The organism is Streptomyces sp. 71268 (assembly GCF_029392895.1).
Taxonomy (GTDB): Bacteria; Actinomycetota; Actinomycetes; order Streptomycetales; family Streptomycetaceae; genus Streptomyces.
Map to the genome: position 1 here is coordinate 1,407,900 of NZ_CP114200.1, position 16,013 is coordinate 1,423,912.

The following is a 16,013-nucleotide window of genomic DNA, read 5'->3' on the forward strand; positions in this document are numbered from 1 at the left end:
CAGAGTGACGGGGGTGGGGTGCGCGAGGGTGGCCGGTCAGCGCAGGTACGCGCAGGTGCCGCGCGGCACGTACCGGCCGTGGCCCGCGCGGCCGGTGAAGGTGCGCCGGTCGATGACGACCTCGCCGCGTGAGAGCACCGTCTCGCACCGGCCGGTGACCTCGCGGCCCTCGTACGCCGAGTAGTCCACGCTCATGTGGTGGGTGCGCGCGGAGATCACCTGACTGGCCTCGGGGTCGTAGACGACCAGGTCGGCGTCGGAGCCGGGGGCGATGGTGCCCTTGCGCGGGTAGAGGCCGAACATCCGGGCCGGGGCCGCGCAGGCGATGTCGATCCAGCGGCGCCGCGAGATGTGGCCGTCGACCACGCCCTGGTGCAGCAGGTCCATCCGGTGCTCCACGCCGGGCAGCCCGTTGGGGATCTTCGAGAAGTCGCCCCGGCCCAGTTCCTTCTGGCCAGCGAAGCAGAACGGGCAGTGGTCGGTCGAGACCACCTGGAGGTCGTCGGTGCGCAGGCCGCGCCAGAGCGCGGCCTGGTGCTCGCGGGGCCGCAGCGGCGTGCTGCACACGTACTTGGCGCCCTCGAAGTCCGGCTCGGCCAGGTTGTCGACGGACAGGAACAGGTACTGCGGGCAGGTCTCGCCGAACACCGGCAGCCCCGCGTCCCTGGCCCGCGCCAGCTCCGCGAGCGCCTCGGCGGCCGAGACGTGCACCACGTACAGCGGGCAGTCGGCGACCCGGGCCAGCGCGATGGCCCGGTGCGTGGCCTCCGCCTCCAGCAGGGTCCTGCGGACCTCGCCGTGGTGGCGCGGGTCGGTGCGGCCCTCGGCGACGGCCTGCTCGACCAGCACGTCGATGGCCGGGCCGTTCTCGGCGTGCATCATGACCAGCCCGCCGTTGCGGGCGCCGTGCTGCATGGCGCGCAGTATCTGGCCGTCGTCGCTGTAGAACACACCGGGATAGGCCATGAACAGCTTGAACGAGGTGACGCCCTCGGCGACGAGCAGGTCCATCTCGCGCAGGGAGCGCTCGTTGACGTCGGAGACGATCATGTGGAAGGCGTAGTCGATGGCGCAGTTGCCCTGTGCCTTGGCGTGCCAGGCGTCCAGGCCGTCGCGCAGCGTGTAACCCCTGGACTGCACGGCGAAGTCGACGAGCGTGGTGGTGCCGCCCCAGGCGGCGGCGGTGGTGCCCGAGGCGAAGGTGTCGCTGGAGAACGTGCCGCCGAACGGGAACTCCAGGTGGGTGTGGGCGTCCACGCCGCCCGGGATGACGTACCTGCCGCGCGCGTCGATCTGCCGCGCCGCGCTCCACCCGGCCGCGAACTCGGTCTCCGGTGCGGCCAGGGCCACCACCCGGCCGTCCTCGATCAGCACGTCGGCGTGGACCTCGTCGGCCGCCGTGACGACGAGCCCGCCGCGGACGACGGTACGGCTGGCTTCGCTCATGAGGCGTGGTTCCCTTCCACGTCGGCCCGGATGGACGGATCGGCGGCCGTGGCCCGCAGCGCGGCCTCCAGGAGGGTCGCGCCCTCGTCGGCCTCGGCGACGGTGAGGGTCAGCGGCGGCGCGACACGCAGCACGCTGCCGTGGTGGCCGCCGCCCTTGCCGATCAGCAGCCCGCCCTCGCGCGCCGCCTCGAGGACCGCCGACGCGGCCCTCGGGTGCGGCTCCTGGCTGCCGGGCCGCACCAGTTCGACGCCGATCATCAGGCCGCGCCCGCGCACCTCGCGCACCAGGTCGAGCCCGGCCGTGGCCGCCCGCAGCCGCTCGATGAGCAGCCCACCGACCCGGCGGGCGTTGCGCTGGAGGTCGTGGTCGATGAGGTAGCCGAGGTTGGCGAGCGCCGCGGCCATGGTGACCGGGCTGCCGCCGAAGGTGGAGATGGAGTTCGCGTCCAGGCAGTTCATGATCTCGGCGCGGCCCACCACGCCGCCGACGGACATACCGTTGCCGATGCCCTTGGCGAAGGTCAACAGGTCGGGCGGGCCGCTGCCGGCGTGCGCCTGCCAGCCCCAGAAGTGGTCCCCGGTACGGCCCCAGCCGGTCTGCACCTCGTCGCTGATCCACAGGATGCCGTGCCGGTCGAGCACCTCGCGGAAGGCCGCGTACAGCCCGTCCGGCGGCGAGGTGAAGCCGCCCACGCCCTGGATCGGCTCGGCGATCAGCGCCGCGACCCGGCCGTGCGCCTGCCCGAGCAGGTCCGTGAGGTCGGCCACGCACGCCTCGACGAACCGCTCGTCGGTGAGGTGGGCGAACGGGCCCCGGGAGCGCACCCCGCCGTGCGCGAACAGCGTGTGCAGCGGGGAGGCGCCGGTGGGCGACCAGTCGCGGTTGCCGGTGACGCCGACGGTGGAGAACGACCGGCCGTGGTAGCTGTTGCGCATGGCCAGCACCTGCTGGGAGCCGCGGGCCACGGTGGCGAGCAGCAGGGCGGTGTCGTTGGCCTCGGTGCCCGATGTGGTGAAGAAGACCCGGGCGTCGGGGATGCCGGAGAGGTGGGCGATCCGCTCGGCCAGCTCCACCATGGGCCGGTTCAGGTAGAGCGTCGAGGTGTGCGCGATGCGCCCGACCTGCTCGCTGACGGCCCGGGTGACCTCGGGCAGCGCGTGCGCGGTCATGGTGGTGAGGATGCCGCCGAAGAAGTCCAGGTAGCGCCGCCCCTCGGCGTCCCAGACGTGCCGGCCCCGGCCGTGCGTCAGCTCGATGGGCTGGTCATAGTTGAGCGCGAGCCACGCCGGCAGCACGGCCCGGTGCCGGCGCAGCAGGTCCGCGTGGGCGCCGGGTGGACGGGGCTGGACGCCCTCCCGGGCGTCACCCGGGCGCGCGGTCACGGCCGCACCAGCCCACCGTACGCGTCCGGGCGGCGGTCGCGGTAGAACGCCCACTGCTGGCGCACCTCGTCGATGAGGTCGAAGTCCAGGTCGCGTACGAGCAGTTCCTCGGCCGTGTCGCTGGCGGGCGCGCCGACCAACTGGCCGCGCGGGTCAGCGAAGTAGGAGGTGCCGTAGAAGTCGTTGTCGCCGTACCTCTCGACGCCGACGCGGTTGATGGCGGCGACGAAGTACGCGTTGGCGACGGCGGCGGCGGGCTGTTCCAGGGGCCACAGGTGCGCGGAGAGGCCACGGGCGGTGGCGGAGGGGTTGTAGACGAGCTGCGCGCCGCCGAGCCCGAGCTCCCGCCAGCCCTCGGGGAAGTGCCGGTCGTAGCAGATGGTGACGCCGACCTTGCCGACGGCGGTGTCGAAGACGGGCCAGCCCAGGTTCCCCGGCCGGAAGTAGTACTTCTCCCAGAACCCCTTGAGCTGGGGGATGTGATGCTTGCGGTACTTGCCGAGGTAGCTGCCGTCGGCGTCGATGACGGCGGCGGTGTTGTAGTACACGCCGGGCTGCTCGACCTCGAAGACGGGGGCGACGATCACCATGCCGGTCTCGCGAGCCAGTTCCCGCATTCGGGTGACGGTCGGCCCGTCCGGTACGGGCTCCGCCCAGCGGTAGTGCTCGGGCTCCTGCACCTGGCAGAAGTACGGGGCGTTGAAGACCTCCTGGAAGCCGATCACCCGGGCGCCCTGCGCGGCGGCCCGGCGGGCGTGCTCCTCGTGCCCCGCGACCATCGATTCCGTGTCGCCTGTCCAGCTCGCCTGTACCAGCGCGGCACGCACAACAGTGGCCATGAGCTGCTCCTTCGTCGGGCCGTCAGCCAGAGGTGGACCAGTGCTCCACACGCGTAGATCACGTGAGGATGCGACCGTAAGGCCCGTCACGGACGGTGGCAAGACCATCGGCGGTGAGCGACGAAGTCGATCACGTTCCGGGGCCTGTCAGGTGATGTCGGGGAGGCCCCGCACGCCCGTCACGCGCAGCGCGTGCACCGTGTCGCGGTGGTGGTGCGCCGAGACCGCGCGGGCGGCTTCGAGCAGCGGGGCCAGCAGTGCGGCGTGCCCGTCGGCCACCACCCGGGCCGCCTCCGCGCCGCCGCGCGCCCGGACCAGCGCGGCGAGCAGCGCGACCACCAGTGGCCGGCACCCGGACGCGCCGAGCGCGCCGGCCACCTCTGCCACCTCGGCGACGGGCCGCGCGGCGCCCTGGCGCAGCAACAGCCGGCAGTCCCGCTCGCGGCCGGCCGCGTCGAGCGCGGCGAGGGCGGCGGCGAGGCGGGGCGGTGGCAGGGAGGCGACCTCCCACAGCAGCGTCGCCACGTCGGCGTCGAGCCCCTCCGCCGCCAACGCCCCCGCCAGCAGCGGGAGTCGCGGCGCGGGCCACCCGGCGCTCTCGCACAGCACCGCGTGCGCCTCGCCGCTGCTCCCGGCGCTCCGAAGCCGCGCCACGCGCGCCGCGACCCCGGCCGCCACGTGCCGCTCGCCGAGCGGACCGACCTCGGCCGGACCGGCGGCGGACGGCTGGCCGGCGGGCGGTGCTACGGCGGACGGGCCGGGGGCGCGGGCACCGCCGGCCGGAGCGGGGGCGTCCCCCGCGGGTGCGGGCTCAGGGACCCCGGGGGCGCGCCCCGCGTCCGGTGGCGGCGCGCTGGGCTGGCCGCTCGCGGGAGCCTCGGCCGGGCCCGGGGTGGGGCCGAACGCGGGCCCGGGAGCCGGGTTGGAGGCCGGGGGCGGGCTCTGGACGGGGATCGGAGCCTGTGCGGCGTCCGGCGCCGGGCCCTCCTCGCGTGCGCGCGGGCTGGGGGCGAGGCGGGCGCGGAGTTCGGCGCAGCGGGCGCTCGCGCGGTGCCAGTCGTCCCAGGCCCAGGCGATGTCCGCGGCGTACTCCTCGGCCGCCTCGTCGCCTCGCTGGCCGCGTGCGGCGTGCGCGGCGGCGACCAGACGGCGCTGGCGGCGACGCGCGCGGTCGCCCTCGGCCGTCATGGCGGCGAGCCGCTCGCGGAGCACGGCCCGGCTGCCGGGCCTGGCGTCGAAGGCGGCGGTCGCGGCCCGGTACAGCCACCGGGCCCGCTCGGTGGCGCTGTGCGCGGCCTCCGGACCGCGCAGGGCGGCCAGGTCGTGCAGGAGCGCCTCGATCACGTCCCAGGGCGGGATCTCCCGGCCGTCGAGACAGTCGGCCAGCCCCCGCGGGTCGCGCTCGGCGAAGACCTCGTACCAGCCGGCGCGCGCGTCGAGCACCCGGGTCAGCGCGCGCAGGAACCGTGCCAGGGCGGCCACTTCCACCAACTCCGCCGGGTCGAAGGGCCCGGCTGACTCGGCCGCGGCGCTCGGTTCGGGGTCGTCAGGGCGTCTCATCCCTCCCCCTCCGTCGTGCCACCGGCGCGCCGTGGGGGCACGGACCGCGGCGGGGCCGCGGGGGCGACGGTGGCATGAACAGCGAGTGCGCGCCGGGTCGCGCCGGTCGGGGTCCCCCAACTCCCCCGTCGGGCGCGGCCCGCCACGCCGTGACCCCTGGCGCGGGGCGACTCCCGGCCCCGGCGCGGGGCGGCTACGGCGACTGCGTCGTACGGCGGTCGCGGGGCGGCGCCGGGGCGGCCGGCCGGCGCCCGGCGCGTACGGGAGCACGCGCGCGGGTCCGGTCCGGTCGGCCGTCCCCGGCGGCGGCGCCGGCCGGGGGTCGTCGGCCGGCGTCGCCACTGGAGGAATCAGTGCCCGGTGGGCGTCGTCCCGTGCGGGTGGACCACCTGGGCCGAGCCGCCGCCGCGCCGGTTCGTCTCGGCCGCGGCCAACCAGCGCCCGTCGGGCAGGCGTTGTACGCCGGTGGCCGCGCCGATCTCCCGGTTCTGGGTGAACCGGTGTCCGAGCGCTTCGAGTTCGGCCCGCAGCGGGCTGTTCCACAGGCCGGGTTCCAGCTCCGTCGTGGCGGTGTTGCGCTGGCTGGCGCGCGGCGCGGCGATCGCGTCCACCAGCGGCAGGCCACGGTCGAAGTGGTTCAGCAGAGTCTGCAACACCGTGGTGATGATGGTGGCCCCGCCGGGCGAGCCGAGCGCGACCACCGGACGCCCGTCCTCGAACACGATCGTCGGCGACATCGACGAGCGGGGCCGCTTGCCGGGCCCGGGCAGGTTCGGGTCGTGCACGCCCGGCGTGATGGGCGCGAAGGAGAAGTCCGTCAGCTCGTTGTTGAGCAGGAAGCCGCGCCCGGGCACCGTGATGCCACTGCCGCCGGTCTGCTCGATCGTCAGGGTGTAGGCGACGACGTTGCCCCACTTGTCGGCGACCGTCAGGTGCGTGGTGTCCCGGCCCTCGTACGGGGTGGGGCTCACGGTGCCGGAGGCGTCGCAGCGCTTCGGGTGGCGCGGGTCGCCGGCCGGAAGCGGGCTGGTCAGCGCCTTGTCGTCGCTGATCAGGCAGGCCCGCGCGTCGGCGAACCGCTGCCCGAGCAACTGCCGGGTCGGCACGTCCTCGAACGCCGGGTCGCCCACCCAGCGGCCCCGGTCGGCGAAGGCGACCCGGCTGGCCTCGATGTAGCGGTGCAGGAACCGCTTCTCGCTCAGCCGCGCGTCGCCGCCGCTCCGCGCGGTCCCGTGGTCCCCGTCGGTGGCCGCGCCCTTGTCGGCGTGCGCGCCCTTGCCCGCCCGGCCGAGTTCGGCGCTCTCCAGGATGTTCAGCGCCTCGCCGACCGTGGTGCCGCCCGAGGAGGACGGGGCCATGCCGTACAGGTCCAGGCCCTTGTAGTGGGAGCGGCTCGGGGCCTGCGAGCGCGGGGCGTACGCGCGCAGGTCGGCCCGCGTCAGGTCGCCGGGCCGCACCGTGCGGTCGGCGTCCTTCGCGACCGGGGGCGTGCGCACCGTACGGACGATGTCGCGGCCGATCTCGCCGCGGTAGATGGCGTCCACGCCCTTCCGGGCCAGCAGGTCGTAGGTGTCGGCCAGGTCGGGGTTGGTCAGCGTGCTGCCGACCTCGGGCAGCTTGCCGCCGGGCAGGAACAGCTTCGCGCTCGCCGGGAAGTCGGCGAAGCGCTCCTGGTTGTCGGCGGTCTGGGAGCGGAACGTCTCGTCCACCGTGAAGCCGTCGCGGGCCAGCCGCTGCGCGGGGCGCAGCACCTGGCCAAGGGACCTGGTGCCCCAGCGGTCGAGCGCGGAGTCCCAGGTGGCCGGGGTGCCGGGGGTGCCGACGCCGAGCCCGCTGGTGACGGCCTGGTCGAACGGGATCGGCTTGCCGTTCTCCAGGAACAGGTCGCTGCCGGCGCTGCGCGGCGCGGTCTCGCGGCCGTCGATGGTGGAGACCCGCTTGCGCTTGGCGTCGTAGTACACGAAGTACCCGCCGCCGCCGACGCCCGCCGAGTACGGCTCGGTGACGCCCAGGGCCGCCGCGGTGGCCACCGCGGCGTCCACGGCGTTGCCGCCGCGCCGCAGCACCTCGATGCCGGCGGCTGAGGCGTCCTGGTCGACGCTGGAGACCGCGCCGCCGTAGCCGACGGCCACCGGCGTCTTGTCGGGCGTGCCCGGCGGGGTGTGGGCGTGGCTCGCCGGCCGCGCGCCGTCCGCCGCCCGGTCCGGCGTCGCCGGGCCCTCGGCGATGGCCGGCACGGAGCCGAGCGTGGTCAGCAACGCCGCGGTCGCGGCCACCGCGGCCCAGCGGCGGGCGCGGGTGCCGCCGCTCCGGGACCGGCCGGCGGCGGGCGGTGGAAGTCCCGGCGCGGTAGCGGTCGAGCGAAGCGACACAGCAGGGCGGACCATCCTGACCTCCAAGCAGAAAGCGGGCGGCAGCGGCCGGAGCCTACTCGCGCGTGGGAGCGGACGACAGTACGTGCGGGGTACGCGTGTCCCTATGAGCACCGGCGTACGCCACCCGTACGAGGGCGTTTGAGCACCCACGAACCGGCGTAGCGCGGCCCTCAGACGGCTATCTGACGCCTCATCAGTGCTGGCCCGCCACCGGACGCGAACCGCCCGCCGGACGCGGTCCGGGCACAGGCACCCCATCGGCACAAGCCACCCCGCTCCGTTCGTCCGCACCCACCGCAGGGCTCGAACAAGCACCCGAACGGCGGCTACGATGCGCGGCCATGACTGACACCCCGCTGGCATGGCAGTCCGTCGGCCTGGCCCTCGACCCCGGTGGCGCGGAGGCGGGCCTCATCGCCTCGGGCGCCGCCCTGGTCGTGGGCCTGACGCTGGGTTGGCTGGCGCACACGGCGGTCGGTCGGCGCCGGCTCGGTCGCGAGCGCGCCTTCTACGGGCTGCCGGAGGGGGCGGAGTGCGTACTCGTCACCCATCGGGACACCACGGCCGCCAGCCAGTGGAGCATCCCCCGGCACGACGCGCTCGCGCTGCTCGGCCTGTCGTCCGTGCTGGAGAGCTGCGGGGCGCACGCGGAGATCGCGCCGCACGACACCGGACTCCAGGGGTTCGGCGCGCGCACCGAGTTCTGCGTGGGCGACCCGGTCGCGCACCACCGGCTGGCCGCCCACCTGGCCAACCTGCTCCCCGGCGTCACGGTGCGCGCCGGCGACGAGAACGGCGTGGACCGGGGGACGTTCGTCATCGGCGGCACGGCCTACCGGATGGAGCCGGGGGCGGTGGAGTACGTGCTGCTCGCCCGGCTCACGGCGGGCGACGGCGACCGGCCGGTCTTCCTCGCGGCCGGCCAACGCCCGGTGACGCACCGGGCCGCCGTGCGGCACCTCGTACGCAACCGCGTCCGGCTCGCGCGCGGGCGCGGGCGGGACGGCTCGTTCTGCGTGCTGCTCAAGGTGGTCAACTCGCAGGCGTACGGGCCCGACGTGGTGGAGCTGGTGGCCGACGTGACGAAGGCGGCGCTGGCGCCCGGCGAGGTGAGGGGACACCGCGCGGCCAAGGGCACCGAGTAGGCGTCACCGGCCGCCCCGGCCACCCGCCTCCCCCGGCCCCCGTCTCCCCGCCCCCGGCGCTCAGGGCCGGCCGTCGCCCGGGCTGCCGCCTCCGGGCCGTGGGTCGCCGGGCCGGGGATCGCCGGGTCGGAGGTCACCGGATCGGGAGCCGTCGGGCCGGGGGCCGCCGGGGCCGCCCGGGGCCGGGCCGCCGCCCACGCCCGGCAGCAGCGTGCCGGGCTTCGCGTCGGCGACCTCCGCGGCGCCGACCTTCGGGTTGCGGCGCTGTCGCTTGGCGACCCAGTTGGCGAACCAGGACAGCAGCATGCACATACCGATGTAGATCGGCGAGATGATCAACACCACCGGGATGAACGGCAGGTCGTAGTCGAGGTTGCCGGCGATGAGCTTGCCCGCGTGCAGGAACTCCTCGTAGGTGATGAGGAAGCCGAGCGAGGTGTCCTTGAGCGCCACCACGAGCTGACTGATGATCGCCGGCAGCATGGCCCGCACGCCCTGCGGCACCAGGACGTGGCTCATGACGTGCGTCTTGCGCATGCCCAGCGAGTACGCGGCCTCGCGCTGGCCCCGGTCCACCGAGTTCACGCCGGTGCGGAAGACCTCGGCGAGCACCGAGCCGTTGTACAGCGTCAGCCCGGTGACCAGCGCGGGCAGCGGCTGCACCTTGAGCGCCACGAAGACGAAGAAGATCATCACCAGCACGGGCATGGCCCGGAAGAACTCCACGAGCAGCGTGGCCAGCCAGCGCACCGGGCGGTGGTCGGACAGTCGCCCGGCGGCGAGCAGCGCGCCGAGCGCGAGCGCGAGGACGGCGGCGTACGCGAACGCCTTGAGGGTGTTGCCGAGCCCGCGCAGGAGCAGTTCCTGGATGCCCTCGTACTGGAACGGGCGCCACTTCTGGGCCTCGAACTGGCCGGTGTCCCAGAGGAGGTAGCCGAACCAGGCCAGCAGCGCCAGGATCACCAGGGTGGAGACGACCCCGTACAGCCGGTGTCGGCGGCGGGTCCGTGGGCCGGGGATGTCGTAGAGGGCGGTGTGGGTCATCGCGGCACTCCCCAGCGCGCTTCCAGCACGTTGAAGATCGCGCTGATGGTCAGGGTCACGATCAGGTAGCCGACGGCGATCCAGACGAAGGACCAGACGATGCTGTAGCCGAGTTCGTTCAGGGTCTTGTAGGTGCCGAGCAGTTCGGTGACGCTGAACGAGCCGGCGATGGCCGAGTTCTTGGCCAGCGCGATCAGCGTGGAGCCGATCGGCGGGATCACCGAGCGGAACGCCTGCGGCATCACCACCGAGCCCAGCGTCTGGTCGAAGGTCAGGCCCAGGCTGCGCGCCGCCTCGCCCTGGCCGACCGGCACGGTGTTGATGCCCGAGCGCACCGCCTCGCAGATGAAGGCCGAGGTGTAGCAGCCGAGCGCGAGCACGGCGAAGGTGGTGAACGGCAGCACCAGGCCGAAGCGCGGCAGGCCGAGCAGTACGGCGAAGAACAGCAGGGTGAGCGGGGTGTTGCGGAGCACCGTCACCCACACGGTGCCGAAGACCCGCAGCGAGCCGACCGGCGCGACTCGGAAGGCGGCCATCACGATGCCCAGGCCCAGGGCGAGCAGCGAGGCGTAGCCGGTCAGCTCGACCGTGCCGAGCAGGCCCTTGCCGTAGAGCGAGAAGTTCTCGGTCAACACGTCCATGGCGCTGCCTTCCTCAACCCGCCGCGTAGCGGTCGACGGCGGGCGGCTTCGGGGCGGGCACGCCGGACAGGCCCAGCGTCGCGTCGTACGCCTTCTTCCAGTCGCCGTTCTTCTGGTGCGCCTCGATGGCGTCGTCGAGCGCGAGGCGCAGCGCGTTGTCGCTCCGGGGTACGCCGATGCCGTACGGCTCCTTGGAGAACGGCCGCCCCGCCAGCTTGAGTTCGTCGGGCACCTTGGCGGCGTAGCCCATCAGGATCGTGTCGTCGGTGGTCACCGCGTCCACCTGGTAGGTGAGGAGGTTGTCGACGCAGATCGAGTACGCGTCGTAGGAGACCGGGTCGGCCTTGGGGTAGTCGGCCTCGATGCGCTGGAGCGGCGTCGAGCCGGCCGCCGAGCACACCTTCTTGCCCGCCAGGTCGTCCGGCCCGTGGATGTCGTCCTCGTCGTGGCGCACCAGCAGCGACTGCCCGGCTTCGTAGTACGGGCCGGCGAAGCCGACCTGGCGCTTGCGCAGGTCGTTGATGGTGTAGGTGCCGACGTAGTAGTCGATCTGGCCGTTCTGCAGGGCCGTCTCGCGGTTGGCGGAGGCGACGGTGCGGAAGGTGACGCGTCGCGGGTCGAAGCCGAGCGAGGCGGCCATCATCTTGGCGATCTCGATGTCGAACCCGCTGTAGCGGCCGGTCGCCGGGTCCTTCTCGCCCACGTACGGCTGGTCCTCCTTGGCGCCGACCACCAGGCGCCCGCGGCGCTTGGCCTTGCGCCAGGTCGGGGACTTCGGGAGGTCGAAGCCCTCGGCCACGCGGTAGTGCGGCAGCGCCTCCGGGCGCGGCCCCTTGGCCGGCGGGCTGCCCTCCTTGCCGCAGCCGGCCGTGGCCAGGGCCAGGGCCGCGAGCACGGCGACGGCGAGCGCGCGCCGACGCCGGGGAGGGCGCGAGGTCGGGCGTCGGGTCGCGCGTGGGGACTGGTTCGCGGGCGGGGGCTGGTTCGGGGGAAGCTCGCGCATGTCGGTGCCCACCCGCTCAGTGCTTGAGGATCTTGGAGAGGAAGTCCTTGGCACGCTCGCTGCGCGGCGCGCTGAAGAACTCCTCGGGCGGGCGGTCCTCCACGATCGCGCCGTCGGCCATGAACACCACCCGGTTCGCGGCCGATCGCGCGAAGCCCATCTCGTGGGTGACGACCACCATCGTCATGCCCTCCTGGGCGAGCTGCCGCATCACCTCAAGGACCTCGTTGATCATCTCCGGGTCGAGGGCGGAGGTCGGCTCGTCGAAGAGCATCACCTTGGGGTCCATCGCCAGCGCCCTGGCGATGGCGACGCGCTGCTGCTGTCCGCCGGAGAGCTGGGCCGGGTACTTGTCGGCGTGCGCGGCCAGCCCCACCCGCTCCAGCAGTTCCCGCGAGCGCCTGTCGGCCTGCTCCTTCTTCCGCTTCCTGACCTTGATCTGCGCCAGCGACACGTTGGCCAGCACGGTCTTGTGCGCGAAGAGGTTGAACGACTGGAAGACCATGCCGACCTCGGCCCGGAGCTGGGCGAGTGCCCTGCCCTCGGCCGGCAGCGGCGTACCGCTCAGCGTGATCGTGCCGGACTCGATGCTCTCCAGGCGGTTGATCGTCCGGCACAGCGTCGACTTGCCGGAACCGGAGGGGCCGATCACGACCACGACCTCCCCGCGGCCCACGGTGAGGTCGATGTCCCGCAGTACGTGCAGCTTCCCGTAGTACTTGTTGACGTCGCGCAGTTCGATCAGGGGATCGACGGCCATATGCAGCCCTACCCACTTTCAGGCGTGTCGCAGTCAACGCAACCTATACATCCCCATAAGGGACATGGCGGATGACACGCATGGTGTGGGCAATTGATGCCATTTGACGGCTACGGCGGGCGGGCGTCACCGACGACGGGGGTCGGCGGTGGCCACGCCCGGAGGACGGGCCGCGCCCCTGGTCGGCGAGTTCGTGACCGCTCGCCCGTCTGTCTCTCCGTCTGTCCGGGCGGCGGACCGGGCCGTGCGTCTCAGCCCTCGTCCACCTCGGCGTAGAGCTGCGACAGCTCGGGGGCGCCGTCCTCCGCCCAGGCCAGTCCGACCGCCGCCACGTCGATCTCCCGGCCGTTGTCCAGCACCACCAGCGGGGTGCCGTCCGGGTCCAGCCGCCACTGGGCGCCCGGCACGGTCCGTACGATCACCGTGCCCAGATACAGGCCGGCGTCGTTGCCCAGCCACGGCGACTCCTCGGGGTCGTCCCGCCAGCGGGGCTGCAACTGGTCGAGGGCTTCGAGGGAGGCCGGGGTGTCGTCCAACTCGACGTTCTCCGACTCGGCGCGGGCCCGCAGCAGTTCACACTCCGAGAGCAGTTCGGCCAGCCCTTCCCGCGCCGACCCGGTGGGCGGCGGTTCCGCTTGGCCCGTCGCGCCGTGCCGCTTGCGCCAGGGGCCCAGGAAGGAGATGTTCATACCGTTCAGCGTCGCACCGACCGGGGGGTGCGCACCACAGGCGCGCGGCAGTGGATGACGCTTGGCCGCCCTGACGCGCCGGCCCCCGGGCCGCCCGGAGTTCCTGGTTTCCACGGGGCGGGCGTGGCTCGTACGGTCGCCCCGCCAGCGCGACCGCCGGCACGACCACCGTCGGCCCGCCGGCGATGACGAGAGGGGACGCGCGTGTTCGGCACCAGACCCCGTCGTGGCCACCTCCCGCCCGGAGCGGCGCGCGGCCCGGCCGGCGGCCTGCGGCGCGGCACCCCACCGGCCGCGGCCCTCGCGGGTGGCATCGCGCTGGCCCTGTCCCTGACCGCCGCGCCCGCCCCCGCCCGCGAGGCCGCCCCGCGACCCACCGCCCCACGGTTCGCCCACTCCCCCACCGCCGCCCACTCCGCCCTGCCGAGCGCCGGCCAGGCCGGCCCCGCTGGCCCCACCGCCGTGCCGGCCGGCCGCGCGGGGCCCGCCGACCTCGCCGTTGGCGAGGCCGCCCGAGGCGCGGGCCGGGCGGGCCGGCCGGTCCCCCTGGAGCGACTCTTCGACAACGTGGGCACCAGCGACGACGCCGACCCCGCCGCCGCCGACCTGGACGGCGCGGGGAACTCCCTGTCGGCTCGGGACCTGGCGGCGGCCGGCTGGGCACCCGGGCGCGCCCTGACCCTCGACGCGACCCGGCTGGAGTGGCCGCGCTCGGCACCGGGCCGCCCCGACAACGTGCGGGCCGACGGCCAGCGCGTCGCGCTGTCCGGCGCCGGTGACGCGCTCACCTTCCTGGTCACCGGCAGCAGCCCGGGCCGCGTCGGCCCCGGCGCCGGCGGCACCGGAACGGTCCACTACCGGGACGGCTCGCGGAGCACGTACACGCTCACCGCGCCCGACTGGCGCGGCGGCCCGCTCGCCACCAAGGCCGTCGCCCTGCCGCACCACAACACGCCGACGGGACAACGGCGGGAGCGGGCCCTGTTGTACGCGGTGAGCGTGCCGCTCGCGCGCGGCGAGGCCGTCGCCTCCCTCACGCTGCCCGCCGATCCGGGACCGGACGCCGACCTGCACGTGTTCGCCCTGGCGGTGCGCCCGGCGGCGACCGGCTGGAGCGGCACGTGGGCCGCGAGCACCTCCGGCCTGCCGCCGGTCGCCGGGGGCGGCGGGGCGGACGGGGGGTGGCGGGACCAGACGCTGCGCCTGGTCGTGCGCACCAGCGTCGGCGGGGCGCGGGCCAGGATCAGGCTGGCGAACACCTTCGCCGCGACCCCGGCGGACATCGCACGTGCCAGCGTCGCGGTGCGCGGCGCGGACGGCGCGGCGGCGGCCGACCCGGTGCCGCTGACGTTCGACGGCCGGCCCGGGACGCGGATACCGGCCGGCGCGCAGACGGTCAGCGACCCGGTCGGGCTGACCGTGCCGAGCGGCGCCGACCTGCTGGTGAGCCTGCACCTGCCGGGCCCCGTCGACGCCGCGCCGGTGCACGCGCACGCCGCTCAACGCTCCTACCTCAGCCCTGCCGGCAGCGGCGACCACACGGGCGACCGGGACGGCCGCGCGTTCACCGGCACGCTCACCACCTGGCCCTATCTGACCGGCGTGGACGTCGCGGGCGGGCCGGGCGCGGTGGTGGCGCTCGGCGACTCGATCACCGACGGGGAGCGGTCCACGCCGGGCACCAACCGGCGCTGGCCCGACGTGCTGGCCCGCCGCCTGCTGAACCGGCCACACGGCCCGCGCTACGGCGTGCTGAACCAGGGCATCGCGGCCAACCGCGTCGTCACCGACCGCTACCCCGGCGACGGCGTGAGCCGCGACGTGGGCGGGGTCAGCGCCCAGCACCGCCTGGAGCGCGACGTGCTCGCGCAGACCGGCGTCCGCACCGTGATCGTCTTCGAGGGCGTCAACGACGTGCGCTCGGGCACGCCCGCCGACGCGGTGATCGCCGGGCTGCGCGCGATCGCCGACCGGGCTCACGGCCGGGGGCTGCGCGTGCTCGCCGCGACCATCGCCCCCTGCGCGGGCTTCCCCGGTTGCACGCCCGAGGTGGACGCGCGGCGAGCCGCCGTCAACGCCTTCGTCCGCGAGCACGACGGGACCTTCGACGCCGTGTTGGACTTCGACGCCGTACTGCGCGACCCGGACCGACCGGAGCGCCTGCTGCCCGCCTACGACAGCGGCGACCACCTGCACCCGGGCGACGCGGGCCTGCGCGCCCTCGGCGACTCCGTCGACCTGCGGCTACTGAGCCCCTGATGGGGCCCGGTCAGCGCCCCCGCGCGCGGCTTCGCCCGGTCTCCGACGCCACCGCCCGGCTCAGACGTCCAGGTCCACCACTACGGGGGCGTGGTCGGAGGCGCCCTTGCCCTTGCGCTCCTCACGGTCCACGTACGCGTCGGTGACCGCCTTCGCGAACGGCGCGTTGCCGTAGACCAGGTCGATCCGCATGCCCTTGTTCTTCGGGAAGCTGAGCTGGCGGTAGTCCCAGTACGTGTACGGGCGGTCGTACTTCAGCGGCCGGGGCACCACGTCGGACAGGCCCACCTCGCGCAGCGCGGCCAGCGCCGCGCGCTCGGCCGGGGTGACGTGCGTGGCGCCCTCGAAGGGCGCGGTGTCCCAGACGTCCTCGTCGGTGGGGGCCACGTTGAAGTCCCCGAGCACGGCGAACGGTCGCGGGCCGGCCGCGTCCTCGGTGACCGCCGCGCCCAGCGCCTCGAACCAGCGGAGCTTGTACGCGTAGTGGTCGTGGTCGATCTCGCGCCCGTTGGGCACGTACACCGACCAGACGCGCACCGGACCACAGGTCGCCGAGACCGCGCGGGGCTCCTGCGCCCCCTCGTAGTCCGGGCCGCCGGGCAGGCCGACGACCACGTCGCTCATGCCGACGCGGGAGGCCAGCGCCACCCCGTTCCACCGGCCCGTGGCGTTGACCGCCACCTCGTACCCCAGCTCCCGCAGCTCGTTGTAGGGGAACTGCTCGGCGGAGCACTTGGTCTCCTGTATGCACAGCACATCCGTGCCGGTGCTCTCCAGCCAGGCCAGCAGCCGCGGGAGGCGGGCGGTGATCGAGTTGACGTTCCAGGTCGCGATGCGCATGTACGTAAACCTACCGCCCGGCACTGA

At 74.5% G+C, this 16,013-nt stretch carries 13 protein-coding genes; 2 read left to right on the top strand and 11 right to left on the bottom strand.

Features of this window, described 5'->3' with window-relative positions; translation table 11 throughout:
• Positions 1-36: 36 nt before the first annotated feature.
• The 5 genes from hydA to OYE22_RS05365 form a co-directional block, all read right to left on the bottom strand.
• Positions 37-1,446, bottom strand: a complete 1,410-nt coding sequence (gene hydA, locus OYE22_RS05345) for a dihydropyrimidinase (protein ID WP_277319329.1) — start codon at positions 1,444-1,446, stop codon at positions 37-39.
• The gene (locus tag OYE22_RS05350) at positions 1,443-2,765 is read right to left on the bottom strand and encodes an aspartate aminotransferase family protein (protein WP_277323991.1); all 1,323 of its coding nucleotides are present in this window, start codon (positions 2,763-2,765) and stop codon (positions 1,443-1,445) included. Before OYE22_RS05350 ends, hydA begins: the two co-directional genes overlap by 4 nt.
• Before the next feature lie 62 nt (positions 2,766-2,827).
• Positions 2,828-3,670 carry a nitrilase-related carbon-nitrogen hydrolase gene (locus tag OYE22_RS05355; protein WP_277319330.1) on the bottom strand — a complete coding sequence of 281 codons (843 nt, stop codon included), beginning with the start codon at positions 3,668-3,670 and terminating at the stop codon, positions 2,828-2,830.
• A gap of 147 nt (positions 3,671-3,817) precedes the next feature.
• Positions 3,818-5,230, bottom strand: coding sequence for a hypothetical protein (locus tag OYE22_RS05360; protein WP_277319331.1), 1,413 nt, complete (start codon positions 5,228-5,230; stop codon positions 3,818-3,820).
• A gap of 350 nt (positions 5,231-5,580) precedes the next feature.
• Entirely contained in the window at positions 5,581-7,617 is a 2,037-nt protein-coding gene (locus OYE22_RS05365) for a gamma-glutamyltransferase family protein (protein ID WP_277319332.1), read from the bottom strand.
• Positions 7,618-7,946: 329 nt separating this feature from the next.
• Here OYE22_RS05365 and OYE22_RS05370 point away from each other — a divergent pair, with 329 nt between their 5' ends.
• Positions 7,947-8,750 carry a hypothetical protein gene (locus tag OYE22_RS05370; protein ID WP_277319333.1) on the top strand — a complete coding sequence of 268 codons (804 nt, stop codon included), beginning with the start codon at positions 7,947-7,949 and terminating at the stop codon, positions 8,748-8,750.
• Between the two features lie 60 nt (positions 8,751-8,810).
• Here the strand turns inward: OYE22_RS05370 and OYE22_RS05375 are convergent, their stop codons facing one another.
• From OYE22_RS05375 to OYE22_RS05395, 5 genes are all read right to left on the bottom strand, one after another.
• Positions 8,811-9,794: an amino acid ABC transporter permease gene (locus tag OYE22_RS05375; protein WP_277319334.1), complete on the bottom strand. Its 984-nt coding sequence runs from the start codon at positions 9,792-9,794 to the stop codon at positions 8,811-8,813.
• Positions 9,791-10,435: an amino acid ABC transporter permease gene (locus OYE22_RS05380; RefSeq protein ID WP_277319335.1), complete on the bottom strand. Its 645-nt coding sequence runs from the start codon at positions 10,433-10,435 to the stop codon at positions 9,791-9,793. The genes OYE22_RS05375 and OYE22_RS05380 overlap by 4 nt, the downstream gene beginning before the upstream one ends.
• A gap of 13 nt (positions 10,436-10,448) precedes the next feature.
• Positions 10,449-11,438 (bottom strand): glutamate ABC transporter substrate-binding protein, encoded by a 990-nt coding sequence (locus OYE22_RS05385; protein ID WP_277319336.1) that lies wholly within the window; start codon positions 11,436-11,438, stop codon positions 10,449-10,451.
• A gap of 16 nt (positions 11,439-11,454) precedes the next feature.
• Positions 11,455-12,198, bottom strand: coding sequence for an amino acid ABC transporter ATP-binding protein (locus OYE22_RS05390; RefSeq protein WP_277319337.1), 744 nt, complete (start codon positions 12,196-12,198; stop codon positions 11,455-11,457).
• A gap of 251 nt (positions 12,199-12,449) precedes the next feature.
• Positions 12,450-12,887, bottom strand: a complete 438-nt coding sequence (locus OYE22_RS05395) for a DUF6278 family protein (RefSeq protein WP_277319338.1) — start codon at positions 12,885-12,887, stop codon at positions 12,450-12,452.
• Between the two features lie 546 nt (positions 12,888-13,433).
• Between OYE22_RS05395 and OYE22_RS05400 the strand changes: the two genes are divergently transcribed.
• Positions 13,434-15,146 (top strand): SGNH/GDSL hydrolase family protein, encoded by a 1,713-nt coding sequence (locus tag OYE22_RS05400; protein ID WP_277323992.1) that lies wholly within the window; start codon positions 13,434-13,436, stop codon positions 15,144-15,146.
• A gap of 60 nt (positions 15,147-15,206) precedes the next feature.
• Here OYE22_RS05400 and OYE22_RS05405 read toward each other — a convergent pair whose 3' ends face one another.
• A complete protein-coding gene (locus OYE22_RS05405) occupies positions 15,207-15,986 on the bottom strand; it encodes an exodeoxyribonuclease III (protein WP_277319339.1) in 780 nt (259 codons plus the stop codon).
• Positions 15,987-16,013: the final 27 nt, after the last annotated feature.